Below are 25,226 nucleotides of genomic sequence, written 5' to 3'. Positions count from 1 at the left end.
CGGCGTGAAGACCCTCGTCATCGGCACCGGTGGCCGCGAGCACGCGCTGGCCCTGGCGCTCGCGCGCGACCCCGCGGTGCGCGAGGTGCACGCCGCGCCCGGCAACCCGGGCATGGCGGCGGTCGCGACCCTGCACGACGTCGACCCGATGTCCGGCACCGCCGTCGCCGACCTGGCGTTGTCGCTGGGCGTCGATCTGGTCGTCGTCGGCCCGGAGGCGCCGCTGGTCGCGGGAGTCGCCGACGCCGTCCGGGACCGCGGCATCGCGGTCTTCGGCCCATCGGCCGCGGCGGCCCGGCTCGAGGGCTCGAAGGCGTTCTCCAAAGACGTGATGGAGGCGGCCGGGGTGCCCACGGCCCGGGCCCGTACCTGCACGACCCCGGCCGAGGTGGCGGCGGCGCTCGACGAGTTCGGCGCGCCGCACGTCGTCAAGGACGACGCGCTCGCCGCGGGCAAGGGCGTCGTCGTCACGCGCGCCCGCACGGAGGCGCTCACGCATGCGAACGCCTGCGGGTGCGTGGTCGTCGAGGAGTTCCTGGACGGACCCGAGGTCTCGCTGTTCGCGATCTGCGACGGCACGACCGCCTACGCGCTCCAGCCGGCCCAGGACTTCAAGCGGATCTTCGACGGCGGTCGCGGCCCCAACACCGGAGGCATGGGCTCCTACACGCCGCTCACCTGGGCGCAGCCCGACCTCGCGTCGGTCGTGCTCGAACAGGTCGTCCGGCCGACGCTGGCCGAGATGGCGCGTCGCGGCGCGCCGTTCGTCGGCTGCCTGTACGTCGGACTGGCGCTGACCGCGACCGGCCCGCGGGTCATCGAGTTCAACGTCCGCTTCGGCGACCCCGATATCCAGCCGGTGCTCGCGGTGCTGGAGTCGCCGCTGGGCGAGCTGCTCGCCGCGGCCGCGAACGGTCGGCTCGCCGACGTACCGCCGCCGCGGTTCCGCGACGCCGCCGCCGTCACCGTGGTGCTGGCCTCCGCCGGCTACCCCGAGTCCTCGTCGAAGGGCGACGTCATCACCGGCGTCGACCGGGCCGCAGCCGGCCCCGGTGTCGACGTGATCCACGCGGGCACCGCCCGTGCGGGCGACGACCTGGTCACCGCCGGCGGCCGGGTGCTCGCCGTCCGCGCGGTCGGCACCGACGTGGCCGACGCCCGCGCCAAGGCGTACGCCGCCGCCGACCTGGTCTCCTTCGACGGTCTGCAACGGCGCGGCGACATCGCCGCCGAGCCGCTCGGTGTCGTCGAGGGTGCCTCCGTCCGTTGAATCGGGACTTCTGCCGGTTGAGTCCGGACTCTTCTCCCGATTCAACCGGCAGCAGTCCCGACTCAACCGTCATGGGAGGATGAGGCACGTGATCGTGCCCAACGTCCTCGCCACTCGCTACGCCTCCGCCGAGCTCGCGGAGATCTGGTCTCCGGAGCACAAGGTCCGGCTCGAGCGGAGGCTGTGGATCGCGGTGCTCGAGGCGCAGCGCGACCTCGGCATCGAGGTGCCGGAGGGGGCGATCGAGGCCTACCGTGAGGTCCAAGACAAGGTCGACCTCGACTCGATCGCCGCGCGCGAGCGGGTCACCCGGCACGACGTGAAGGCGCGGATCGAGGAGTTCTCCGCGCTCGCCGGGCACGAGCACATCCACAAGGGCATGACCAGCCGCGACCTGACGGAGAACGTCGAGCAGCTGCAGGTCCGCCAGTCGCTCGAGCTGGTCCGCGACCGAGCCGTCGCGGCGCTGGCCCGGCTGGGCCGGCTGGCGGCCGAGCACGAGGCGACCGTGATGGCCGGCCGCAGCCACAACGTGGCCGCGCAGGCGACCACCCTCGGCAAGCGGTTCGCCACGGTCGCCGACGAGATGCTGATCGCCCTCGACCGCGTCGAGGAGCTGATCGCCCGCTACCCGCTGCGCGGCATCAAGGGCCCGATGGGCACCGCCCAGGACATGCTCGACCTGCTCGACGGCGACGCGTCGAAGCTGGAGCGGCTCGAGGAGCGGGTGGCCCATCACCTCGGCTTCGAGCGGGTGCTCACCAGCGTCGGCCAGGTCTACCCGCGCAGCCTCGACTTCGACGTCGTGAGCGCCCTGGTGCAGCTGGTCTCCGGCCCGTCCAACCTGGCGACCACCATCCGGCTGATGGCCGGCAACGAGTTGGTGACCGAGGGCTTCCAGGAGGGCCAGGTCGGCTCCTCGGCGATGCCGCACAAGATGAACAGCCGCTCCGCCGAGCGGGTCAACGGCCTCGCCGTGGTGCTCCGCGGCCACCTCTCGATGGTCAGCGAGCTCGCGGGCGACCAGTGGAACGAGGGCGACGTCTCCGACTCCGTCGTACGCCGGGTGGCGCTGCCCGACGCGTTCTTCGCCGCCGACGGGCTGTTCGAGACGTTCCTGACGATCCTCGACGAGTTCGGGGCGTTCCCGGCGGTGATCCAGCGCGAGCTGGACCGTTACCTGCCGTTCCTGGCCACCACGAAGGTGCTGATGGCCGCCGTACGCAACGGCGTGGGCCGCGAGGCCGCCCACGAGGCGATCAAGGAGGCCGCGGTCGGCACCGCCCTCGACCTGCGCCGGGGACAGGCGGAGAACGACGTGTTCGACCGGCTCGCCGCCGACGACCGGCTCGGCCTGACCGCCGAGCAGCTGGCCGGCCTGGTCGCCGACCCGATCACGTTCACCGGCGCCGCGCTCGGCCAGGTCGAGGCCGTCGTGCGCCGGATCGCCGAGGTCACCGCGCGGCACCCCGAGGCCGCCGCCTACGCCCCCGGCGCGATCCTCTAGCGCCCCCAGGTCACGACGTCGCGGACCGCGTCGGGCGCGCTCTCCCGCAGCTCGTCGTCGGGCTCGGAGCCGAGCGCGTCGTTGACCGTCGAGAAGGCCATCCGGAGCGCCACGAACGTCGTGATCGCGAAGATCCGGGCGTCGTCGTGCCCCGCGTCGCGCAGCGCCTGCACGTCGTCGGCGGTCGTGCCGTTCGGGTCCCGGGCGACCTGCCGGGCCCAGCGAGCCATCGCCCGCTCGGAGTCGCTCAGGCGCTCGTCGGACCCGGCGAGGACCGCGGCGGCCAGCTCGGGGTCGGCCTCCTCGCTGAGCTTGCGGCCCCAGGCGAGCGAGCAGTAGGAGTCGCCCAGCGTGGCCGCGCACGCGGTCACCAGGATCCCGCGGTCGCGCATGGTCAGGCCGCCCTGGCGGGCGACCGCGCCGAGCAGCTCGAAGAGGGCGTCGTGCGCGTCGGGGTGATGGGCCCACGCCCGGTTCAGGTTCATCACGTAGCCGTAGTCGCGGACGTCGGCGTCGTACAGCGCCTGGATCCGCGGCGTCGGCGCCGGCTCGCTCAGGAAGCTCATGCCTCAGTGTGCTGGCGGAGCGCGCGCACCGCCATCGCCAATGAGGCGGAGAGCAGCACCAGCCCGGTCAGCAGGGCGGCGCGCAGCCCGGCGCCGCCGTCGTACGCCGCGGCCGTGAGCTGGTAGACGGTCATCGCCAGGGCGGCGCCGATCGAGGCGCCCATCCGTTGCCCGGTCTGCAGCGCGCCACCGGCGGCGCCGCCCATGCGCGGCGGCACCTCCTCGAGCGAGAGTGTCATGTTGGGGGAGACCACCCCGCCGCCGCCCAGGCCGGCCAGGAAGGTCGCCGGGACCGCGGCCAGCCACAGCCGGTCGAGCGAGGTGTCCGGGACCAGGAGGGCGACCAGCACGACGCCGGCCATCATCGTGAGCAGCGCCAGCACCGTCACCCGACGGTGCAGCGTCGAGACGATCCGGCCCGAGAGCGGCGCGGTGATCGCCGAGCCGACGGCGAAGGGGCACATCAGCAGTCCGGCCTCGAGCGGCGAGAGCCCCAGGTCCTCCTGGTAGTGGATCGACAGCACCAGGAAGAAGCCGGTGAAGCCGGTGAAGTAGAGCGTCCCGACGGCCACGCCGTTGGCGTAGCCGGGGGTACGCCGCAGCAGCGCGATGTCGAGCAGCGGAGCTCCGCCGGTGCGCACCAGCCGCAGCTCGCGGCGGACGAACAGCCACGCGAGCGGGACCGCCCCGACGAGGAGGAGCAGCGGCAGCCGGTCGCCGCCCTCGACCGCCACCGTGGGCAGCAGCACGCACAGCACCGCGGCGCCGAGCAGGGCGGCGCCCAGCAGGTCGAGCCGGGCCCCGGTCTCGCGGCGCTCGCGCGGTCGCTGCGGCACCAGCCGGGCGACGGCGACCATCGCGGCCAACCCGATCGGCACGTTGACGAGGAAGATGTAGCGCCACCCGTGCTCCTCGCCGAAGGCCCCGATGATCAGTCCGCCCAGCACGGGGCCGGTCGCGGACGAGATCGAGACCACCAGACCGAACAGCCCGAACGCCCGGGCCCGCTCCTGGCCGCGGAACAGCTGCTGGATCAGCCCGGAGTTCTGCGGGGTCAGCAGCCCGGCGCTGGCACCCTGGACGAGGCGGCCGACGACCACCCAGGCGGCGTTCGGCGCCAGCCCGACGCCGGCGCTCGCCACGATGAACCCCGCGAGCCCGATCAGCATCAGCCGCCGCCGACCGTAGGCGTCGCCGAGGCGGCCGCCGGTGACGAGCGTCAGTCCGAACGCCAGCGCGTACCCGGAGACCACCCATTGCACGGTCGCGAACGACGTGTGCAGCCCGTCTCGGATCGAGGGGAGCGCGACGTTGACGATCGTGACGTCGAGCAGCGCCATGAACCCGATCACCAGCGAGACACCGAGGATCCGCCAGCGATCGGGATGCGGTGCGTCGGTCCCGGTGGCCGTGCTGGTCGCCAGGGGCTCCTCGGTCACCCCGTCCTCGTTCCCCGGTCACCCGGACGGCATGCCAGGAGCGCTCGTGACCGGACGCGAAATCCGTGCCGTAGGTCGTGCTCCGAGTGCGTGCCTCGCCAGGCGGCGGAGCGCAGGGCTACCGGGCGTATCTCAAGCTCTGCCAACGCGGCGAGGGGCGTGCTCGGGGTGCGACATAGGGTGCGGATTTCAAGTTCGGGTCGCTAGGCGCGGGCGTGCCCACCCCAGTTGGCGAGCTTGGTCGCGACCGCGTGCAGGTCGGCGCGCCAGACCGCCTCGTCGACCGGCGGCAGGATGTCGTCCCACTCGACGGCGTACGAGCCCTTGATCTGGGAGAAGCCCTCCGGCCGCGCCAGGAACCACACGTGGAAGTGCGAGCAGCCGTCACCCCAGCGGTTGACGTGCACCCGGCCGACGTGGGGCAGCCCCTGCATGATGCGGACCAGGCGGTTGGCGATCCGGCCGAACTCGGCTGCCTGGTCGTCGTCGAGGTCGCCGGTGTCGAGGTGGTCGCGGCTCCACAGCGTGAGCACCAGCGGCAGTCCCGACGGCGTGGGGTCGGTGAGGAGCTGCCAGTTCTCGTCCTCCCAGACCACCCGCTCCGGCGCGAAGCCCGCGCACGCCGGGCACGGACCACCGCCCTCGTCGCCCAGCCGTGGTGCCTCGGGCGCGGGTGCGGAGAGCGGCTTGGGCGCGACCGCGCCGTCGACCACCTCCCAGGGGAAGATGTCCCATCCGCTCATCTCGGGAGCGGGCAGGCGACCATCGGCGGCAGCGGCCACGACGCGGGCGTGGATCTCGGGTGCGGACTCCGGCATGACCTCACTCTGCCAGCCGGTCGCCGGCGGCGGGGCGGGACCCCGGACAATCCCGCCCCGCCCCGGTCAGCGCCGGACGCGAACCCGCACCGCCGCCGTCCAGGAGCCCTGCCCGGCGGTGTTGACGGCGGCGACCCGGAAGTGGTGCGCGCCGCGCTTCGGCGTCCGCACCGTGGCGGCGAGTCGCGCGGAGCGGCCGTCGCGCACGGTCACCCAGCGCTTGCCCGACCGGCGCTGCACCACGTAGTCGGTGACCGGGGCACCACCCGTGGTGGCCGGTGCCGCCCAGCGCAGCTGCACGCTGCGGCCGCGCACCGTGGCCTTCAGCGACCGCGGTGCGGACGGCGCGACCGCCGTCGGCTCCGGCTGCGGCTGGGGCCCGGGGGTGGGCTGCGGCTCGGGCTGCGGGTCGGGCTGTGGGTCGGGGCCCGGCGAGGTCTCCGGCGCGGTCGGGACCGCCGACACCGGGTCGGAGGACCAGCCGGGACCCTCGGCGTTGTACGCCGTGACCCGGAACCGCACCTCGGTGCCGTTCGCCAGTCCGGTGGAGGTCCAGGCGAGCTCCGCCGCGGTGACCCGGGCGACCCGGTCCCACTGCTCGCCGTCGGTGGACCGGGAGACGTGGTAGCCGAGGACCGGGGTGCCGCCGTCGTCCTCCGGCGCCGTCCAGGTGAGCGTCACCGTGCCGTCGCCGGGCTCGGCGCGCAGGTCGCGGGGGGCGCCGGGCGGGGCGGCCTCCTGCTCGGTCGCGTAGCCGAGGTCGACGACCAGCTCCTCGTCCTCGCCCAGCTCGAAGGCGAGGGACTCCTCGTCGAGCGTCGACACGTAGCCGGCGGGCGCGTAGTGGCGGAAGCTGTAGGACTCGCTGACCAGCCGCGCGATCCGGTAGTGGCCCTGGTCGTCGGTGTCGGAGCACGGGTACCACTCGAGCGCAGGGGAGCGCACGCACACCTCGGCGCCCGGGAGCGCCGGCTCGCCGGCGTCGCGCACGCCGTCGCGGTCACGGTCGTGGAAGACCACGCCGCGCACCACGCCGTCGGGGCCGTCGACCCCGAGGTGGACGGTGCCGGTGCCGTTGCGGCCGACGTCGACCACGGCTGCGGATGCCGGGGTGGTCTGGTCCCAGCCGTGCCAGGGCGACACGGAGAGCTCGATGGTGCCGTGGGGGAGCGCGGGGAGCCGGTAGGTCCCGTCGTCGTCGGTGAAGATGCAGTGGTCGGCCTTGAAGTGGCGGTCCACCGCACACACCCGGGTGTCGGCGAGACTCGGCTCACCGGCGTCGCGCGCGCCGTCGCGGTCGCGGTCGTGGAAGACGTGCCCGGTCACGGTCGCGGTGCCGGTGACCACGCCGAGGTCCAGCTCCTCGACGGTCTCGTCGGACGAGACCGCGGCAACGCGATGACCGGTCGAGTAGGAGCCCTCCGGCAGCGACGGGGAGAGATCGATCGTGCCGGCGATCAGCGCCCCGATCTCGTAGGCCCCGCCGCTCCCGCTGGTCACGGAGTCGGGGTGGCACGCGCCGCCCATCGGGATGTTGCCGCAGGCGATCTCCATGCCGGAGAGGGGAGCCTCGCCGGCGTCGCGAACGCCATCGCGGTCGGCGTCCTCGTACACGACGCCCCGCACCTTGGCGTCGCCGTCCTCGGGGAAGGGGCGACGGTCGGTCAGGCCGAAGTCGACCTTCCCCCAGCCGGCGCCGTTGCGGATCTGGACCACCTGCGGCTGCAGGTCGGCCGGCGTCGTCTGGATGCGCGGTCCGACGCCGAGGGCGATCAGCCAGGTGCCGTCGGTGAGGCCGTCGAAGGTGAAGCGGCCGACCCCGTCGGTCCCGGTCCAGGTGCGCTCGAGGCGTCGGGTGCCGTCGAGGCGGTACGCGGAGAACCCGACGTAGGGGTACGTGTGGGCATCGATGCCCCGCTCACCGTCGTCCCGCCTGCCGTTGAGGTTCGCGTCGTCGTAGATGGTGCCCCGGATCTCGGGGACGTCGAGCTGCTCGAAGTCGTCGGTGGTCACCGTGGTCTGCGGGCCGTCGGTGGAGAGGTTGTCGTCCCCGTCGACCGCCTGCACGGTGAAGGTGTACGTCGTGCCGGGGGCCAGGCCGTCGACGACGTGCGTGCGCGCCGTGGCGCCGAGCGTCGCGATCTGGGTGCCGTCCCGGTAGACCCGGTGGCCGGTGACGCCCTGCTCGTCGGTCGCCGCCTCCGTCCACCGCAGCGTCAGCGAGGTGTTGGTCACGTCACGGGCGACCAGTCGCGTGGTGTCCGGCCAGGTCGGGACGGTCGCGGCCGTCGTGACCCGCAGGGTGGGTCCGTCGGTGCTCCAGCCCCCGGCTGCGTCGCCGGCCTCCACGGAGAAGGTGTACGTCGTGCCCGGCTGCAGGCCGGTGACCTGGAGGGTGCGCTGCGAGCCGGGGACCGTCGCGACCGTCGTCGAGCCGCGGCGTACCCGGTAGCCGGTGACCGCCACGTCGTCGGTGGCGGCGGTCCAGGAGAGGGTCAACGACCGCGCCCCCACGTCGGAGGCGGCCAGCTCGGAGCCGGACGGCCAGGTCGGCGGCTGCTCCGCGGAGCAGCCCGGGTTCGGCGCCAGCACGCGGGTCGTGCCGCCGACCTGGGCGACGTGGGAGGTCTCGGTGGCCTCGAACGAGATCGCGCCGACCGGGTCGGTGCGGGTGGCGAGCACCTCGCCGTCGGCGACGCGGACGAGGCGGCTGGTCATGAAGCTGGCGTCGTTCTGGGTCACCAGCGCGAACATCGACCCGCAGGGGCTGAAGTGCCAGTGCGCGGTGCCGGTGAGCGTCTCGGAGAGGACCGCGCGGCCCCCGCGCAGGTCGACCAGGGTGGCCTCGACGGAGCTCTGCCCGCTGACGTAGGCGAGCAGGAAGCCGTGCCCGGTGGGGCTGAAACCCCAGCCGGCGGCGCCGAAGCGCTTGCCGGCGCTGCCGGGCACCGAGAACGAGTAGGTGGTGCTGTACGCCGTGCGCCCGGTCGCGTCGAACACCAGGACGCTGGTGGTGGTGCCGCTGGTGCTCCACAGGTGGATGATCCCGAAGTAGGCCCCGTCGGGGCTGAAGCCCAGCTCGGCGTCGCCGACCTGCACCGTCTGCTGGATCACCGCGGTGGCGGGCTTGGTCGCGGTCAGGTCGTAGACCTGGACCTCGAGCAGGCCGCCGACGACGCGATGGGTGACGAACCGCTGCTCGTCGGGGCTGAACCCCCACTTCGTGGCCGCCGTGGTGAGGGTGAGCACGGTGGACGAGTCGTCGACCCGGCGCACGGTGAGGGTGGTCGTGGGCGGTGCGCCCGTGGCGGTGACCCGGTAGCGCGGCTGGTGGTCCTCACCGGGGGCCGACGAGCTGCCGTCGAGCTCGACGTTCGGGGCGACGAGGCCGGCCGGGGTCTCGTAGTCGCCCTTCTCCGTGCAGCCGCAGTCGCCGGCGGCGGTGGTGGACACCGGGACGGACGCCGTCGTGGGGGAGGCGGCGTACGCGCCCGTCCCGGTGGTCAGGGTGGCCAGCAGGAGCGCCACGACCAGGCCGAGCGTGCCGCCGGACAGCAGTCGTCGCCAGGCGTGGGTGGGCGTCGTGGAACTCGTGTGTCGGGATCTGCTGGTCACGAATCGTCTGTTGCGTCGGGGCACCCGACCGGTTCGCTGGTCTGGACCACCGCGGCCCTAGAATCCGCGGTGTGGCCGACCTGAACATCCCGCCCGCGCCCGCGATCGAGGGGGCCACCCACCTCCACTCGGGCAAGGTGCGCGACCTCTACGAGCTGCCCGGCGGCGAGCTGCTCATGGTCGCCAGCGACCGGATCTCGATCTTCGACTTCGTGCTCGACACGACGATCCCCGACAAGGGCGAGATCCTGACCCGGATGTCGCTGTGGTGGTTCGACCAGCTCGCCGACCTGGTGCCCAACCACGTGATCTCGACCGACGTCCCCGAGGCGGTCAGGGGCCGTGCAGTGGTGTGCGAGCGGCTGTCGATGTACCCGGTCGAGTGCGTGGCACGGGGCTACCTCACCGGCTCCGGCCTGCTCGACTACCGCGCGACGGCCAAGGAAGGGCACAGCGTCTGCGGGATCGCGCTGCCGGAGGGCCTCGAGGACGGAAGTCGCCTGCCCGAGCCGATCTTCACCCCCGCCACCAAGGCCGAGCTCGGCGACCACGACGAGAACGTGTCGTACGACGCGGTCGCGTCGACGATCGGCGCCGAGCGGGCCGCGGAGCTGCGCGACCTCACGCTCGCGGTCTACGGGCGCGCCGAGTCGATCGCCCGCGAGCGCGGGATCATCCTGGCCGACACCAAGCTCGAGTTCGGTGCTCGCCCCGACGGCACCACCGTGCTCGCCGACGAGGTGCTCACCCCCGACTCGTCCCGCTTCTGGCCGGCCGACGAGTGGCGGCCGGGCCGCACCCAGCCGTCGTACGACAAGCAGATCGTGCGCAACTGGGCGCTCTCGCCCGAGTCCGGCTGGGACCGGTCCACCGGCGAGGCGCCGCCGGCGCTGCCCGACGAGGTGGTCGAGCGCACCCGCAGTCGGTACGTCGAGGCGTACGAGCTGCTCACCGGCCAGCGCTGGTAGCAGCCGACTCCGGAGGAGTCGGGTCGAGAAGTGTCGGCGGAGTGCTGGTCGACCTTCGTGACTCGTGAGTAGGTTGACGGCATGACGACGTACAACCTGGCGAGCCTCCTCGAGGACAGTGCGGCGAGCTACCCGGACCGGGCGGCGATCGTGTTCGCCCCTCCCGGTGGGCCGAGTCGGAGGCTGTCCTACGCCGAGGTCGACGCGTTCGCCAACATGGTCGCCAACCTGTTGGTCTCGCGCGGGATCGGTCCGGGCGACAAGGTCGCGCTGACCTGTCCGAACCTGCCCTACTTCACCGTCGTCTACTACGGCATCCTCAAGGCCGGCGCGGCCGTGGTGCCGCTCAACGTGCTGCTCAAGGCGCGCGAGGTCGCCTACCACCTGGGCGACTCCGACGCCCGGGCGTACTTCTGCTTCGAGGGCACGCCGGAGCTCCCGATGGGCGAGGAGGGGTACGCCGGGTTCCAGCAGGCCGACGGCTGCGAGCACTTCTTCGTGATCACCGCAGACCTGGCGGCTCCGTCGCCGATCGAGGGCGTCGAGACGATGGCCCAGGCGATGGGCGGCCAGCCGGCCACGTTCGAGGCGGTCGCCACCGACGAGGACGACACCGCGGTGATCCTCTACACCTCCGGCACGACCGGCCAGCCCAAGGGCGCCGAGCTGCGACACCGCAACATGCGCGACAACGCGCTCTCGGGCGAGGCGCTCTTCGGCGCCAGCGCCGACCGCCCGGACACCTACCTGTGCGTGCTGCCGCTCTTCCACTCCTTCGGCCAGACGGTCTGCCAGAACGGTCCGTTCGGGTACGGCGGCACGATCGTGATGCTGCCGCGCTTCGACGCGCGCGGTGCGCTGGACCTGATGAAGCAGGAGCGGATCACCTTCTTCGCCGGGGTGCCGACGATGTACTGGGGCCTGCTCGGCGCGCTCGAGAGCGCCCAGGCCGACGGCCTCGACGTGACCCAGCTCGCCGACAACCTGCGGATCGCCGTCGCGGGCGGGTCGGCGCTGCCGGTCGAGGTGCACAAGGAGTTCCAGAAGCGTTTCGGCGTCACGATCCTCGAGGGCTACGGGCTCTCGGAGACCTCGCCGGTGGCGTCGTTCTCCAAGCACGGCGAGCCGGTGCGGGTCGGCTCGATCGGCGTGCCGATCCCCGGTGTCGAGATGAAGCTGATCGACCCCGCGTCGACGCGCGGGGCCTGGCGCGACGTCGAGGGCGCCGACGAGATCGGCGAGATCGCGATCAAGGGCCACAACATCATGAAGGGCTACCACGACCGCCCCGAGGAGACCGCCGAGGCGATCGACGACGGGTGGTTCCGCTCGGGCGACCTGGCCCGGCGCGACGAGGACGGCTGGTACTACATCGTCGACCGCTCGAAGGACATGATCATCCGCGGCGGCTACAACGTGTACCCGCGCGAGATCGAGGAGGTCCTGATGAGCCACCCCTCGGTCTCGCTCGCCGCGGTGATCGGCGTGCCCGACGAGAGCCACGGCGAGGAGATCAAGGCCGTCGTGATCAAGGCGCCCGGCGCCGAGATCACCGAGGACGAGCTGGTCGCCTGGAGCAAGGAGCAGATGGCGGCCTACAAGTACCCGCGGGTCGTGGCCTTCGTCGACGCGCTCCCGATGACCTCGACCGGCAAGATCCTCAAGCGCGAGCTGTCGTAGGAGGTCGGTGGTTTCGAGACAGGCGCTAGCGCGCCTTCCTCAACCACCGTGATCTCCAGCGTGGACCGGTGGTTTCGAGACAGGCGCCAGGGCGCCTTCCTCAACCACCGTGATCTCCAGCGTGGACCGGTGGTTTCGAGACAGGCGCTAGCGCGCCTTCCTCAACCACCGTGATCTCCAGCGTGGACCGGTGGTTTCGAGACAGGCGCTAGCGCGCCTTCCTCAACCACCGTGATCCCCAGCGCGGACCGGTGGTTTCGAGACAGGCGCTAGCGCGCCTTCCTCAACCACCGTGATCCCCAGCGCGGGCGGGCGGTCTCGAGACAGGCGCCGGGACACGTGGATCACGGTGGTTGAGGAGGTTGCGCTAGCAACCGTCTCGAAACCACCGCAGGCGGTCTACTCGAACGGGTTCGGCAGCGCCCCCGGCAGCTTGGCGAGCAGCTCGCGCGCCTGGGCGGCGACCTTATGCTCGACGAGCACCTCGTAGCGGGTCGCGACGACCTGGGTGATCGAGGAGAAGTCCCGCTGCCCGCGGGTCAGGGCGTAGCCGAGCAGCGCCCAGATGACGCCGAAGACCGCGCCGAGGGCGACGGTCGAGAGGATCATCGCCAGCACGTTCTCGTCGACGAAGAACGAGAAGATCAGGCCGACGAAGAGCCCGAGCCAGAGGCCGGACAGCACGCCGCCGAGGGCCACCCGGCCGGTCGTCAGCCGTCCGGTGATCCGCTCGACCCGCTTCAGGTCGGTGCCGACGATCATCAGGTGCTGCACCGGGAACTGGTTGTCGGCGAGGAAGTCCACGGTCTTCTGGGCGGCCGCGTAGTCGTCGTACACCGCCAACGACTGCGGGAACTCGAGTCGCAGCGGGTTGGCTCCGGGGACACCGGTCGACATGCTCATGGCTCCCAGTGTGCCCGAGTTCCCGGTGTCCTGCCCGCGCCGTACCTCCCGCTCCGAGCCCGTGCCGCCCGGCGCGGGGCGGCCCTCGTAGACTGGCGGCGTGCCGCGAGTAGTCGTCGACGTGATGCCCAAGCCCGAGATCCTCGACCCGCAGGGGAAGGCCGTCCTCGGCGCCCTGCCCCGGCTGGGGTTCCAGGGGGTGACCGACGTCCGCCAGGGCAAGCGCTTCGAGCTCGAGTTCGACGGCGACGTCGACGACGCGGTGCTCGCCGAGGTCGAGAAGATGGCCGAGACCCTGCTCTCCAACCCGGTGATCGAGAACTACGTGGTCCGGGTGGAGGAGACGGCGTGAAGGTCGGCGTCGTCACCTTCCCCGGCTCCCTCGACGACGTCGACGCCCAGCGCGCGGTCGTCATCGGCGGCCACGAGGCGGTCGCGCTGTGGCACGGCGACCACGACCTGCGCGGTGTCGACGCCGTGATCCTGCCGGGCGGCTTCTCGTACGGCGACTACCTGCGCTGCGGCGCGATCTCCCGCTTCTCCCCGGTGATGGCCGAGGTGATCGAGGCGGCGGGCCGGGGCATGCCGGTGCTCGGCATCTGCAACGGCTTCCAGATCCTCTGTGAGTCCCACCTGCTGCCGGGTGCGCTGATCCGCAACGACCACCGCAAGTTCGTCTGCCGCGACCAGCGGCTGCGCATCGAGAACAACCGCACGCCCTGGACCTCGTCGTACGACGAGGGCGCCGAGATCACGGTCGTCCTCAAGAACGGCGAGGGCGGCTTCGTCGCCGACGCCGACACCCTCGACCGGCTCGAGGGGGAGGGGCGGGTCGTGGCCCGCTACCTCGACGTCAACCCCAACGGCTCGATGCGCGACATCGCCGGCATCGCCAACGACCGCGGCAACGTCGTCGGCCTGATGCCCCACCCCGAGCACGCGGTCGAGTCGCTGACCGGCGCCGGCACCGACGGGCTCGGCTTCTTCACCGGCCTCGTCGAGGCGGCCTTCGCATGAGCACCATGAGTCCGCTCCGCCTCTTCCGGCGGGTCGCGATCGCCGAGGCCGTCACCTGGGCGCTGTTGCTCGTCGGCATGTTCCTCAAGTACGTCACCGAGACCACCGAGCTCGGCGTCCGGATCTTCGGCATGGCCCACGGCGTGGTGTTCGTCGCCTACTGCCTGACCACGGTGGTCGTCGCCGTCGACCAGCGCTGGTCGGCGGGTCGCGCCCTGCTCGGCCTGGCCGCCGCCGTCCCGCCGTTCTTCACGGTGCTCTTCGACCGGTACGCCGAGAAGCGGGGCGCGCTCGGCACCGCCTGGCGGCTCACCGCCTCCGAGCCGCGGGGCGGCCTGGACCGCCCGGTGTCCTGGCTGCTGCGCAACCCGGCCCGGGGTGCGGTCGCCGGCGTGATCGCCGTCGTCGCCCTCACCGGCGTCGCGCTGCTGGTCGGTCCGCCCGCCAGCTGACGCCGCACCCGGCACGGGCGGTGGTGAGCGGCGTGGCGGGGTTTCATCAAGGGATGAGGGCGACGTCGCGGTTCCCCGGCTGAGCTCACCTGGGGAGGCGTCGGTCCACCGTCATCCCTTGATGAAGCGCCCCGTCTGCGGAGACGGTGGTCTCGAGGCTCAGGCGCCAGGGCGCCTTCGCACCTCAACCACCGTGGCGGGGCTCAGCGCTTGCCGGCCTGGAGGGCGGTCCAGGTCTGGGTGCCGGCGACGCCGGAGACCTCGACCTTGACCTTGCGCTGCCAGGCGCGCAGCGCCCGGTCGGTGGTCGGGTCGAAGACGCCGGTGGCGCGCACGGCGCGGAACTCGGCCTGGCCCCGGCCGGCGGCGACGAGGGCGCGCTGCAGACGGCGGACCGCCGGGCCGGTCGAGCCGAACTTCACGACCGGGGTGTCCCCGGCGCTGAGCAGGGTGACCCAGCTGCGCTTCGTCCAGGCCGGGCGGACCTTCTGGCCGTGCTGGCTCTGCCAGGCGTTGACGGCGGCGACGGTCGCCTTGCCGTAGCGGCCGTGGATCGTGCCGGCGTACACGCCGCGCTGCTGGAGCAGGCACTGCAGCGCCTTGACCTGCCGGCGCGCCGGGACGTACGTCGCGGTGGCCGGCTTCAGCGCCGCGTAGGCGCGGGAGACGAGTCGCACGCCACCGCAGTTGACCTCCCGCTCGGCGACCGAGCCGGTGCCGAGGTCGAGGTAGTTGCGGTCGATGTTGATGGTGACGCCGCCCCACTTCTCGTTGTGGCCGCCCTGGTACTGCTTCACCCGGGCCTTCGCCCAGCCGTCGGGGCGGATGTAGCTCGTGGAGGTGTTGGCGGCGCCGTCCCAGCGGGCGATCCAGATCTGGTCGGGCAGCGCGTACGCCGCGGGCCGGTTGACCCGCGCGTTGTCGAGCATCTTGATGCCCGAGCCGGCGCTGGAGTAGACGCCCGAGACGTAGCCGAGGGCACGGATCTGGGTGCTCCAGCCGCTGAGGAACGACAGCGCCGACTCGCGGCACGGCGTGTTCGCCATGTTGAAGCCCTCGAGGTCGTACCACAGCGTGCTGCCCGCCACGATGCCCAGCCCGCCGGCGACGCCGACCGACTGGGTGGCCTGGGCGACACCCTGGTTGTAGGCGTTGACGAACGTGCCGGTCGCCGGGTCGCGCGTCGGGTCGATCGTCGGGTCGTTGCCCCACCGCGGGAACCGCGGCTGGCAGGAGGCCTGCGGACCGAGCGTGATCGGCAGCAGCTTCCAGCCGTTGGCGAGCTGGGTGCTGATCCACTGCGGCGTCAGGTTGGGCTGCTCGCGGCAGAACCGCGACGCCCCGTCGATGTAGATGCCGACCGCCAGGAACGGCGAGCTCTGCAGCCAGGTGTCCATCGTCGCCTGGTTGGGCGCGTGGCACTGGTCGAAGCCGTAGCCGGTGAAGTTGCCCGGCGTCACGACGTTCTGGCGCTGCGCCTTCCGGGCCTGCCGCGCCGGGGCGGTCGAGCCGGGGGCGGAGGCCGCCGAGACGACCGGGCCGGACGCCGCGGTCGATCCGGCGCCGGAGCCCGCGACGACGGCGAGCGTGCTGGCGGCCAGCACGCCCGCCAGCGCGGCGGCACGGAGGCGAGAGGTACGGCGGGCGACGGTGCGGGCCGGGCGAGGCATGAGGTTGCTCCAGAGAAAGCCAGGGAAAGGACGGCGGTGCCTCGCGGCGAGGCCACGTCACCATAACCTCACGAATCACACGAGTAACAGGCCTCCTGGGTAACTACAACGCTGTAATTGTCGCGCTCAGGCAGCGTCGGCAACCGCCACCTCGACCTCCGGCTCCGGGGCGGGCTCCGGGGCGGAGGCAGCGGCCGGGGCGGGGCCCCGTCGGGTGCGCACCACGACCAGGGACACCAGCAGGGCGAGCGCCGCGAAGGACGCCGAGGTGAGGAAGGCCGCCTGGAGGCCGGGCACGAACCGCCCGGGCACCGCGCCCGCGGCGTACACCGACACGATCGCCGCGACACCGACGGCACCGCCGAGCTGCTGCGTGGTCTGCAGCAGGCCCGAGGCGGCGCCCGCGTGCTCGGGCTCGACGCCGCCGAGGACGAGCACGGTGACCGGCATGAACACCAATCCGGCGCTGACGCCGTTGAGCAGCATCGGCACCAGCACGGCGCCGGTGTAGGTGTCGCCGGTGCCGACCGAGCTCAGCAGCGCGAAGCTGACGGTCAGTCCGGCGGTGCCGGCCACCATCAGGGTGCGCGGGCCGAACCGGGCCAGCAGTGCGGGGGTGACCCGCGAGACCGCGAAGATGCCCAGGGTCAGCGGCAGGAAGGCGAAGCCCGAGGCCAGGGGGCCGAGTCCGAGCACGGTCTGCAGGTACTGGACGACCAGGAAGAACATGGAGAACTGGCCGCCGACCACCAGCGCCATCACCGCCAGGGCGCCGAGCCGGCTCCGGCTGCGCAGCAGGTGCGGCCGGATCATCGGGTGCGCCACGCGGCGCTCGGTGCCGGCGAGCACGGCGAGCAGGGCCAGGCCGAGCGCGAAGCCGCCGATCGTGCGGGCCGAGAGCCAGCCGTGCTCCGGCGTGCCGATCAGGGCCCAGACCAGGGACACCGCGCCGAAGGTCGCCGTCACCGCGCCGACGACGTCGAAGCGGCCGGGGCGCCGCTGGGTCTCGTCGACGAAGCGCGGCGCGATCAGCAGGACGGCGATGCCGATCGGCACGTTGATGAACAGCGTCCATCGCCACGAGCCGACGTCGGTCAGCACGCCGCCGAGCAGCAGGCCGAGGGAGGCGCCACCGGAGGAGACGGCGCCGAACAGCGCGAAGGCGCGGTGCCGCGCGGCCTCGTCGGGGGCGCTGGTGGTGAGCAGGGCGAGCACGCTCGGTGCGGCCAGCGCGGCGCCGACGCCCTGGAAGGCGCGGGCGGCGACCAGCTGGCCCGGGGTCTGGGCGAGACCGCCCAGCGCGGAGGCCAGGGTGAAGACGGCCAGGCCGACCTCGAAGACCTTGAGCCGGCCGAGGACGTCGCCGAGCCGGCCGCCGAGGAGCAGTAGCCCGCCGAAGGTGAGGGTGTAGGCGTTGAGGACCCACGAGAGGGACGCCGGGCCGAAGCCCAGGTCGGCGTCGATGCGGGGCAGGGCGACGTTCACGACCGTCGCGTCGAGCACGATCATCAGCTGGGCGACCAGGACGATCGCGATCCCGGTGGCGGCCCGGCCGGCGTTCGGCGGGAGCTCGGTGGGCAGGGTGGGGCGAGAGGACATGGGTGGTGGTCCTGTTCTGGCCGGATGGGCCGAGGTACAGTAGATCCGGAGGGTGGCTCCGCTTCCCGAACGACGATACGGAGACAGTCTCCGTTTAGCAAGGGCCTGGGTGAGATTTCCGTGCGTGCCGACGCCAAGCGCAACTACGACCGCATCGTCGAGGTGGCGCGCGAGGTCTTCCGCGAGCAGGGGTACGACGCCTCCCTCGACGAGGTCGCGAAGCGCGCGGGCGTCGGCCCGGGCACGCTCTACCGGCACTTCCCCCAGCGGGAGAACCTGCTCGACGCGATCTTGCAGTCGTGGGTCGACCGGGTGACCGAGGCCGCCGACCAGGCGCTCGCCCAGGAGGGCCCGGACCGCGAGCTGCTGCTCGGCTGGTTCCAGGAGTACGTCGCGCTGATCAGCCAGCACAAGGGCGGCCCCGCCAAGATCACCTCCGCGATGGGCGATCCCGACTCCCCGATCATCACCAAGTGCCAGGTGCTCGCCGAGGCGAACCAGCGGGTGATCGACCGGCTGCGCGAGGGCGGCGCCCTGCGCGAGGACATCGAGACGCTCCAGGTCTGCCGGCTGGTCGGCGGGATCGCGACGGTCGCCGACCAGGGCGACCTGGACGCCCCCGCCGTGCGCCCGATGCTGGAGGTCGTCGCGGACGGCCTGCTGAGGTAGCCCGCCCCGGAGAGCCCTACGACACCTCGCCGATCGGGGCGGGGGCCGCGCCGTCGTGGGCGAACCCCACGGCGCTGACCGAGGCCCGCGCCCCGGCCGGTGCGGTCAGCCGCAGTCGCAGCTGCAGGTAGCGACCGGGACGGTCCAGCTCGCTCGCCCGTACGCGGCGCCATGCCGACCAGGTGTGGTCGGGCCGCGGCCGGTCGCCGGTCCGCACGCTCAGCACCAGCCGGGCGGCACCCGAGCGCTGGACGACCGCCGAGGTCCAGTGGACCTTGGCGCGTGCGTCCTGTACCGCCGACGAGAACGTGCCCGACCCGCCGGCCGGGAGCACCAGCCGTCCGAACCCGGCGTCGCCGATCCGCAGGTCGCCGGCGACCCGGCCGGTCCGGAAGTCGAGGGCCGTCTGCAGGGCGACCCCCGGGCCGCGGGTGCGCAGCGCCACCGGGCGGCTCGACGCGCTCCGGCCGCGGGCATCGGTGCTCCCGACGGTGAGCCAGTAGGTGCTCCTCGGCCGGAGCCCGGTCAGCACGACCTCGTGGCGCCGCACCAGCCGGTCGTCGACTCGGGACCGCACGCGCAGCGTCGAGGGCTGGGTGAAGCGGACGACGGAGGCGGCGGGTGTGCGGGTCGACCAGGTCACCCGCGCCGTGCCGTCCGGCAGTGACAGCGCGCGCATGCGCGTCGGCGTCGGCGCGCGCCGGTCGAGCGCCGCCGTCCGGAAGGTCGCCGGGGGCAGCCCCGCCCGCGGCCAGACCCGGGTCCGCCCGTCCGGGGCCCGCGACACCACGCGGTAGTGGTAGACGCGCCCGGCCGCGAGGCCCGGGATCGTCAGCCGGTGGCGAGTGGTCCGATCGGCGGTCGACGCGACCCGGTCCAGCGACCCGGCGCTGGTGCCGTACCGCACCGTCGACGTCGCCGGGGTGCCGGTGCGCCAGGCGACGGTGGTGCCGTCGGCGGTGGTCGACGCGACCCGGGCCGCCGCGGGGCTCGCGGAGCCGCCGGCGGCGTACGAGGCCGACCACGATCCGGCCGACGCCGCGAACGTGGCGTACTCCTGGCCCTTCACGGTCATCGGCGTGACGGGGACGGCGGCGCCGTCGCGCGTCAGGCCGCTGAGCGTCGTCCCGCCGGGTCCCGAGGTCGGCAGCATCGCCGTCAGTCGGGAGGCTCCGCTGCCGACCCGGATGGAGAACGACAGCGTCGAGCCGGACCATGCCAGGTCGGCGAACGACGACCCGTTGCGCCCATCGGTCCAGGTGAGCAGCTGCCGGGCGGAGATCACCGGCACGCCGCGGGCCTGCGCCGACGCGAGCAGCTGCGAGCTCTCGAACGTCGTCGCCGCGTCGGTGTGCATGTTGGCCGTGAACGCGCCGTAGTAGCCCGGTGCGCCCAGGGCCCGGTCGAGCAGCGTGTTCGGGGTGAACGGGAAGCTCTGCTCCGACTCGTCGGTCATGAAGGTTTGCGTCTGGTAGACGTCGACCATCGATCCGTCGGTGTCGGTGAACCGCATCGGGATGCCCGAGCCGTTCATGAAGCCGGGCCGGTCCTGCACCCAGCTGCCCGGCCAGAAGTAGTAGTTCGTGTCGAGGCGGATGCCGTTGGCGAGCTCGGCCTTCGGCTGCGAGCTCCAGTCACTGAAGACGATGCAGTGGGTGCGGGTCGTCGCCGGTGCGAGGACCCCGCCGTACTTCGACCGCCAGGCACTCAGCTGCGAGCTGTAGCCGCTCTGCAGGTTGGCGAGGGAGGTGAAGTCGTTGCAGTCGGTCGTGTGGTGCAACCCGACCTCGAAGCCCTGGCCCTGGTACGTCGTCGCCTGGGCGTTGCTCAGCGGCGTCGACGTGTAGACGTACGACGTGAACCGTGGGCACGTCCACGCGGCCACCGAGCAGCCGGCCGGGCTGGCGGCGAGGTAGGCGTCGAAGCGACCGGCGGTGCCGCCGGTGCCGTGGTCGTCGCCGGTGGCGACCACGACCGCCTTGTGCCGGTCGGGGAAGTACCAGAAGCGGGGCAGCGGCATCCGGTCGCGGCGCATCACCGTGAGCAGGTTGGCCAGCAGTCGCTGCTGCTCGTCGGCCTGGGGGATCTGCACCTTGGCGAGGTTCACCCAGTCGGACGTGCCGCTGCCGCCGAAGTAGAGGTCGTCCGAGCGGATCGGCGCCTGGCCGTCGCGCTCCTGCCCGGCCCAGGCCGGGTTGCCCTGGTGGGTCTGGACGACGGACCGCGCGAGGTCGTAGGCGAAGGTGGCGACCTGGCCGCCGTTGGGGCCGACGCTCCGCCAGGCCACGGCGGGCAGGCCCGTCGACGCCGTCGCCGACGAGTAGAGCGCGGCGACCGCGGTCGCCCCGGCGAGGGCGTAGCGGTTGGCCGGGCCGTGGAACTGCATGGTCTCGCTGGTGATGCCGGCGCCGGGTGCGGTCGCCGGGTCGACGGCCAGGTAGCCGTCGGCGACGGTCCCGGACTGGGCCGTCAGGCCGGCGAGCCCGAGGAAGCGGCTGTCCGGGCGCATCAGCACGAGGTCGCCGCCGGCCGTCACCCAGTCGGTCACCGCCGCCACCTGGGCGTCGGTCACGGGCACCTCGCCGACGACGAGCGCCCCGTACGACGCGAGGCCGCTCGCCGTGAGCGCGGCCGGCCCCACGGTGGCGAACTCGTTGAGCCCCTCGGCCCGCATGATCTCGGCGAGGTAGGTCGAGACGGGGTTGCCGGAGCTGGTCACGACGGCGATCGGGCCGCCCGGGCCCTGGTCGGGTGCGGGTGGCGCGGGCGCGGCGGTCTGGAAGGACCAGGTCGTCGGCGGGGCGACGTTGCCGGCCGCGTCGCCGGCCCCGCTGACCTGCACCGAGTAGGTCGTCGACGACGCCAGTGCCAGCGCGGGCTGGAAGACCAGGCGCATGCCGCCCGAGTCCAGCGTCGTGGTGCCGCTGACGAGAGTGCCGGCCGGGTTGCGGACCTCGACGGTGCCGGTGCCGGCCTGCAGTGGCTCGCCGTACGTCGCGGACACCACGGCGTTGGTCGGGGCGCCGGTCGACCCGGGTGCGGGCGACCGGTCGATCAGGTTCGGAGCGGTCGTGTCCGCCGCGGTCTCCTGGAAGACCACGTCGACCCAGTAGTTCTCGTTGTTGTAGGTGTTGTTGGGGAAGACCCCGGCCGTGCCGGTGTAGCGGTAGAGCCCGTTGCCGCCGTCGGTGCCGTTGGCCAGGGCCGTCAGCGGGCCCCGGGTCGTGGCCGAGCTGAAGTAGCCGGAGGAGACGGCGTACCTCGACGGGGTGAAGTACGACGCGACGTACGTCGTGCCCGCCTGCACGGCCACGGGGCTGGCGAAGGTGGCCTGCTGCCAGCCGCTGGCGGTCTCGCCGGCGAACGTCACGGTGGCCAGCTTCGTGCCGGTGCCGGTCCACAGCGTGCCGACGTGCGTGCCGCTGGTCTGGGTCGGCTTGTAGTAGCGGATGCCGGTGATGTAGCCGGCCTGGCTGGTGCGGAACCGGACCCCGAGCTCGACCGACGCCGTGTCGGGGTCCGTCGCCGCCGGCGTCGCCGTCGCGGGCCAGATCGTGCAGGGGCAGGCGCTCGAGGTGGCGGCGGTGGTGAAGCTCCAGCTGGTGGGGTCCATGGTGTTGCCGGCGGTGTCGGTGGCGCCGGTGAGGGTGGTGGTGTAGGTCGTCGACGGCTGCAGGCCCGCGCTCGGGGTGAGGGTGGCGGTCTGGGTGCCGGCGTTGTAGGCGGTGGTGGCGGTGATCTGGGTGCCGGCGGGGTTGCGCAGCACGAAGTTGATGGAGCCGCTGGTGACGGGCTCGCTGAAGGTCGCGGTGGGGGCGACGGAGGTGGCGACGCCGGTGGCGCCGTTGGCGGGGGTGCGGCCGGTCACGGTGGGCTTGGTGGTGTCGGCGGCAGCCGTGGTGAAGCTCCAGGAGGTGGGGTCCATGGTGTTGCCGGCCGCGTCCGCGGCCCCCGAGACCGCGGCGGTGTACGTGGTCGACGGCTGGAGGGCGGCGTTGGGGGTGAGGGTCGCGGTCTGGGTGCCGGCGTTGTAGGCGGTGGTGGCGGTGATCTGGGTGCCGGCGGCGTTGCGCAGCGTGAAGCCGATCGAGCCGCTGGTCACCGGCTCGCTGAAGGTCGCGGTCGGGGCCACGCCCACGGCGACGCCGGTGGCGCCGTTGGCGGGGGTGCGGCCGGTCACGGTGGGCTTGGTGGTGTCGGCGGCGACGGTGCTGAAGCTCCAGCTGGTGGGGTCCATGGTGTTGCCGGCGGGGTCGGTGGCGCCGGTGAGGGTGGCGGTGTACGTGGTCGACGGCTGGAGAGCGGCGTTCGGCGTGAGGGTGGCGGTCTGGGTGGTGGCGTTGTAGGTGGTGGTGGCGGGGATCTGGGTGCCGGCGGGGTTGCGGAGCACGAAGCCGATGGAGCCGGAGTTGACGGGCTCGCTGAAGGTCGCGGTCGGGGCCACGCCCACGGCGACGCCGGTCGCGCCGTTGGCGGGGGTGCGGCCGGTGACGGTGGGCTTGGTGGTGTCGGGGCCGTTGTCGAAGACGACGTCGACCCAGTAGTTCTCGCTGTTGTAGGTGCCCGTCGGGAACGACCCCGCGGTGCTGCCGTAGCGGTAGACGCCGTTGCCGCCGGAGGCCCCGTCGCGCAGCGCGGTCAACGGGCCCCGGGTGAAGGCCGAGGTGAAGTACGCCGAGCTCACGGCGTAGCGGGACGGCGCGAAGTACGACGCGACGTACGTCGTGTTCGCCGTCACCGCCACCGGGCTCGGGAAGCTCGCCTGCTGCCAACCGCTCGCGCTCTCGTTGGTGAAGGTCGCGGTCGCCAGCTTCGTGCCGGTGCCGCTCCACAGCGTGCCGACGTGCGTGCCGGTCGCCTGGGTCGGCTTGTAGTAGCGGATGCCCGTGATGAAGCCGTTCTGCGCGGGCTGGAACTTCACCCCGAGCTCCACGGAACTGGTGTCCGGGTCGGTCTTCTGAGGCACGGCCGAGGACGGCCAGATCGTGCAGGGGCAGCCGCCCGAGCCGCCGCCGGAACCGGCGCCGGCGGTGACCGTGATGCCGGGCTGCGGCGTCTCGATGTTGCCGGAGTCGTCCGTCGCCCGGCTGCGGATCCGCAGGGTCGCGTCGTTGTTCGGCGTGAACGTGTAGGTCCACGTCTCGCGGCCGGTGGCGCGGTGCCACGTCGTGCCGCCGTCGGTGGTCACCTCGACGCCGCCGACCCGGCCGCCCCCGGTGTCGGCGGCGGTGCCGCTGACCGTGACCGGGCTGCCCACGGGCACGGTCGCGTTGTCGGCGGGTGCGGTGATCGCGGAGGTCGGCGCGGTCGTGTCGGTGGACGCCGTGGCCGCGGTCAGGCCGCCCTGGAGCGTGGTCGGCTGCACGCCCATGTCGGCGAGCAGGTTGACCGTCGCCTGGCGGGCCGCCGTGTCGGCCGCGGCCGAGCCGCGGTCGTGGTTCGCGTCGAGCGCCCACGACCACTGGATCGTGCCCGCGCCGAACACCAGCGCCCCGCTCGGCGCGCGGTACATGGTCATCGCGTGGGTCGCGGTGCCGTCGGCGTAGTTGGTGCCCCAGTCCTGCAGGACCTGGGCGTTGCCCGTCGTCTGGGACAGCCGGAAGAGTCCCGCCGGCCGGGCGCCGTTGTCGGCGTCCTCGTCCCACTCGTAGCCGATGACGTTGCTGCCGACCGTCGTGGTCTGGTTGGTGCCGAGCGTGGCGACGCGGGTGTTGCGCCAGAACCGCATCTTCCCGTCGGCCGACCCGACGACCATGTTGATCGCGCAGCAGTTGGAGGTGAAGATCGTGCCGCTCAGGGCGTTCTCGGGGCGGCCGCCGTCGGCCGGCGGGCTGAACCGCGGATCGCGCCAGGTGCCGGTCCAGGTCGGCGGGTCCTGCGGGTCGAGCCGCGCGTCGGCGTGGGTCTCCTTGTAGGTGACCAGCGTCCGGTACGGCGTGCCGGCGCCGTCGATGCTGTTCTCCCAGCGCGTCTTCCAGAAGATCTCGTTGCCGCTGAAGAAGGCCAGGTTCACGCCCGCGGCGCGCGCCGCCTCGACGTTCGCCCGCTGCTGGCCCGACCAGTACTCGTCGTGCCCGACGGACAGGAACGCCTCGTGCTCGAGCAGCTCCGCGCCGCGGCGGTCGGTGTCGGCCCCGGAAGAGTAGCTGACGTCGTACCCGTTGGACTCCAGCCAGCGCACCATCGGGTACTCCGCGTTGAAGACGAAGTCCTCCGGGGCGTTGTCGCGGGTCGTGAACGGGCGGTTGTAGCTGACCTTGTAGGCGCGCCCGGCCGGCGATCCGGTGTAGAGGCTGTTGCCGCCGTAGGCGTTGTAGGCCTGCCAGGTCGTGTCGGAGGTCTGGACGAGCAGGTCGGACCCGGAGCCGTCGTCGCGGACCACGAAGAAGACGTGGCTGGAGCCGGCCGGGCCGTCGGTGCGGACCAGCTTCGCGAAGTAGATGCCCGAGACGGCGGTGGCGGGCACGGTCCACGACGCGTTCTGGGTCCAGTTGCCGCAGTCGACGAGCCCGGTGGCGGGCGCGGTGACGCAGTTCGGCTGGTTGGTGTTGATGCTGGTCGGGCTCACGCTGGTGATGAACCGGGCGCCGAGGCCGCCGTAGTAGCCCATCCGGTAGATGTCGAGGCGGTACGACGTGGCGGCGGTGTCGATCTTGAAGCCCTGGGTCTCGCCGACGTTGACGCTCATCTGGGTCGCGAAGCCCTGGATGGAGGCGCTGCCGGCCCCGGTGATGCCCCACTCGCTCTCGGGGTTGCCCGGCCTGGTGTTCTCGCAGGCGACCGGGCTCGCGACCGGGGCGTCGCAGGGTGCGGCCACCGCCGCCGGCGTCGGCAGCACCACGCTCAGCCCGGCGGCCACCAGCACCGCGGCCAGCGCGACCAGCCCACTTCGCGACCGCTGCGTCCGAGCCGTCCGTCGTCCGTCAGCACCCATGGGCTCGCCCCGTTCCTCCGGCCCCGGACAGGTGCCCGGGGCTCCCGGACTGCTCGCACGCTAGGCGCGCGCCGCCGCCAGGTGCGGCGCCGGCGGACGAGTTACCGAGCATGGGGGAG

The 25,226-nt window shown here is 72.9% G+C and carries 16 protein-coding genes; 8 read left to right on the top strand and 8 right to left on the bottom strand.

Going from position 1 to position 25,226, the window contains the following annotated elements; all coding sequences use genetic code 11:
- Positions 1 to 4 precede the first annotated feature (4 nt).
- Both purD and purB read left to right on the top strand, forming a co-directional pair.
- On the top strand, positions 5 to 1,270 hold the full coding sequence (gene purD, locus KM427_RS23460; protein ID WP_183595255.1) for a phosphoribosylamine--glycine ligase: 1,266 nt from the start codon (positions 5 to 7) through the stop codon (positions 1,268 to 1,270).
- An 88-nt stretch (positions 1,271 to 1,358) separates the two neighbouring features.
- Positions 1,359 to 2,777, top strand: coding sequence for an adenylosuccinate lyase (gene purB / locus KM427_RS23455; protein WP_502887143.1), 1,419 nt, complete (start codon positions 1,359 to 1,361; stop codon positions 2,775 to 2,777).
- On the opposite strand, the gene KM427_RS23450 is transcribed toward purB, so the two are convergent.
- The 4 genes from KM427_RS23450 to KM427_RS23435 form a co-directional block, all read right to left on the bottom strand.
- A complete protein-coding gene (locus KM427_RS23450; protein WP_252274802.1) occupies positions 2,774 to 3,343 on the bottom strand; it encodes a carboxymuconolactone decarboxylase family protein in 570 nt (189 codons plus the stop codon). The two genes, purB and KM427_RS23450, sit on opposite strands and share 4 nt — an antisense overlap.
- On the bottom strand, positions 3,340 to 4,782 hold the full coding sequence (locus KM427_RS23445) for an MFS transporter (RefSeq protein ID WP_252274801.1): 1,443 nt from the start codon (positions 4,780 to 4,782) through the stop codon (positions 3,340 to 3,342). The genes KM427_RS23450 and KM427_RS23445 overlap by 4 nt, the downstream gene beginning before the upstream one ends.
- A 203-nt stretch (positions 4,783 to 4,985) precedes the next feature.
- Positions 4,986 to 5,600 carry an HIT family protein gene (locus KM427_RS23440; RefSeq protein ID WP_183595258.1) on the bottom strand — a complete coding sequence of 205 codons (615 nt, stop codon included), beginning with the start codon at positions 5,598 to 5,600 and terminating at the stop codon, positions 4,986 to 4,988.
- 66 nt (positions 5,601 to 5,666) lie between these two features.
- Complete coding sequence (locus tag KM427_RS23435; protein ID WP_215525506.1) at positions 5,667 to 9,215, bottom strand: fibronectin type III domain-containing protein; 3,549 nt, start codon at positions 9,213 to 9,215, stop codon at positions 5,667 to 5,669.
- Between the two features lie 71 nt (positions 9,216 to 9,286).
- Between KM427_RS23435 and KM427_RS23430 the strand changes: the two genes are divergently transcribed.
- Together KM427_RS23430 and KM427_RS23425 are read left to right on the top strand one after the other, a co-directional pair.
- Positions 9,287 to 10,183 (top strand): phosphoribosylaminoimidazolesuccinocarboxamide synthase, encoded by an 897-nt coding sequence (locus KM427_RS23430; RefSeq protein WP_215525505.1) that lies wholly within the window; start codon positions 9,287 to 9,289, stop codon positions 10,181 to 10,183.
- A gap of 81 nt (positions 10,184 to 10,264) precedes the next feature.
- Positions 10,265 to 11,863: a long-chain-fatty-acid--CoA ligase gene (locus KM427_RS23425; RefSeq protein WP_215525504.1), complete on the top strand. Its 1,599-nt coding sequence runs from the start codon at positions 10,265 to 10,267 to the stop codon at positions 11,861 to 11,863.
- 399 nt (positions 11,864 to 12,262) lie between these two features.
- Here KM427_RS23425 and KM427_RS23420 read toward each other — a convergent pair whose 3' ends face one another.
- The gene (locus KM427_RS23420) at positions 12,263 to 12,760 is read right to left on the bottom strand and encodes a YflT domain-containing protein (protein WP_215527729.1); all 498 of its coding nucleotides are present in this window, start codon (positions 12,758 to 12,760) and stop codon (positions 12,263 to 12,265) included.
- Between the two features lie 106 nt (positions 12,761 to 12,866).
- Between KM427_RS23420 and purS the strand changes: the two genes are divergently transcribed.
- The 3 genes from purS to KM427_RS23405 are packed head-to-tail and all read left to right on the top strand — an operon-like array spanning position 12,867 to position 14,235.
- Entirely contained in the window at positions 12,867 to 13,118 is a 252-nt protein-coding gene (gene purS / locus KM427_RS23415; RefSeq protein ID WP_183595263.1) for a phosphoribosylformylglycinamidine synthase subunit PurS, read from the top strand.
- On the top strand, positions 13,115 to 13,783 hold the full coding sequence (purQ, locus tag KM427_RS23410) for a phosphoribosylformylglycinamidine synthase subunit PurQ (protein WP_183595264.1): 669 nt from the start codon (positions 13,115 to 13,117) through the stop codon (positions 13,781 to 13,783). Before purS ends, purQ begins: the two co-directional genes overlap by 4 nt.
- Positions 13,780 to 14,235, top strand: a complete 456-nt coding sequence (locus tag KM427_RS23405; RefSeq protein ID WP_246391531.1) for a DUF3817 domain-containing protein — start codon at positions 13,780 to 13,782, stop codon at positions 14,233 to 14,235. Before purQ ends, KM427_RS23405 begins: the two co-directional genes overlap by 4 nt.
- Before the next feature lie 203 nt (positions 14,236 to 14,438).
- Here the strand turns inward: KM427_RS23405 and KM427_RS23400 are convergent, their stop codons facing one another.
- Positions 14,439 to 15,905: a glycoside hydrolase domain-containing protein gene (locus tag KM427_RS23400; protein WP_215525503.1), complete on the bottom strand. Its 1,467-nt coding sequence runs from the start codon at positions 15,903 to 15,905 to the stop codon at positions 14,439 to 14,441.
- 126 nt (positions 15,906 to 16,031) lie between these two features.
- The gene (locus KM427_RS23395) at positions 16,032 to 17,504 is read right to left on the bottom strand and encodes an MFS transporter (protein ID WP_215525502.1); all 1,473 of its coding nucleotides are present in this window, start codon (positions 17,502 to 17,504) and stop codon (positions 16,032 to 16,034) included.
- A gap of 120 nt (positions 17,505 to 17,624) precedes the next feature.
- Between KM427_RS23395 and KM427_RS23390 the strand changes: the two genes are divergently transcribed.
- Positions 17,625 to 18,173, top strand: a complete 549-nt coding sequence (locus tag KM427_RS23390) for a TetR/AcrR family transcriptional regulator (RefSeq protein WP_215525501.1) — start codon at positions 17,625 to 17,627, stop codon at positions 18,171 to 18,173.
- A gap of 16 nt (positions 18,174 to 18,189) precedes the next feature.
- On the opposite strand, the gene KM427_RS23385 is transcribed toward KM427_RS23390, so the two are convergent.
- Positions 18,190 to 25,107: a N,N-dimethylformamidase beta subunit family domain-containing protein gene (locus KM427_RS23385; RefSeq protein ID WP_215525500.1), complete on the bottom strand. Its 6,918-nt coding sequence runs from the start codon at positions 25,105 to 25,107 to the stop codon at positions 18,190 to 18,192.
- Positions 25,108 to 25,226 lie beyond the last annotated feature (119 nt).

The organism is Nocardioides sp. LMS-CY, assembly GCF_018732145.1.
GTDB classification, from domain to species: Bacteria; Actinomycetota; Actinomycetes; order Propionibacteriales; family Nocardioidaceae; genus Nocardioides; species Nocardioides soli.
Note: the sequence above shows the minus strand (reverse complement) of the source record. Positions and strands in the feature narration are given on the sequence as shown.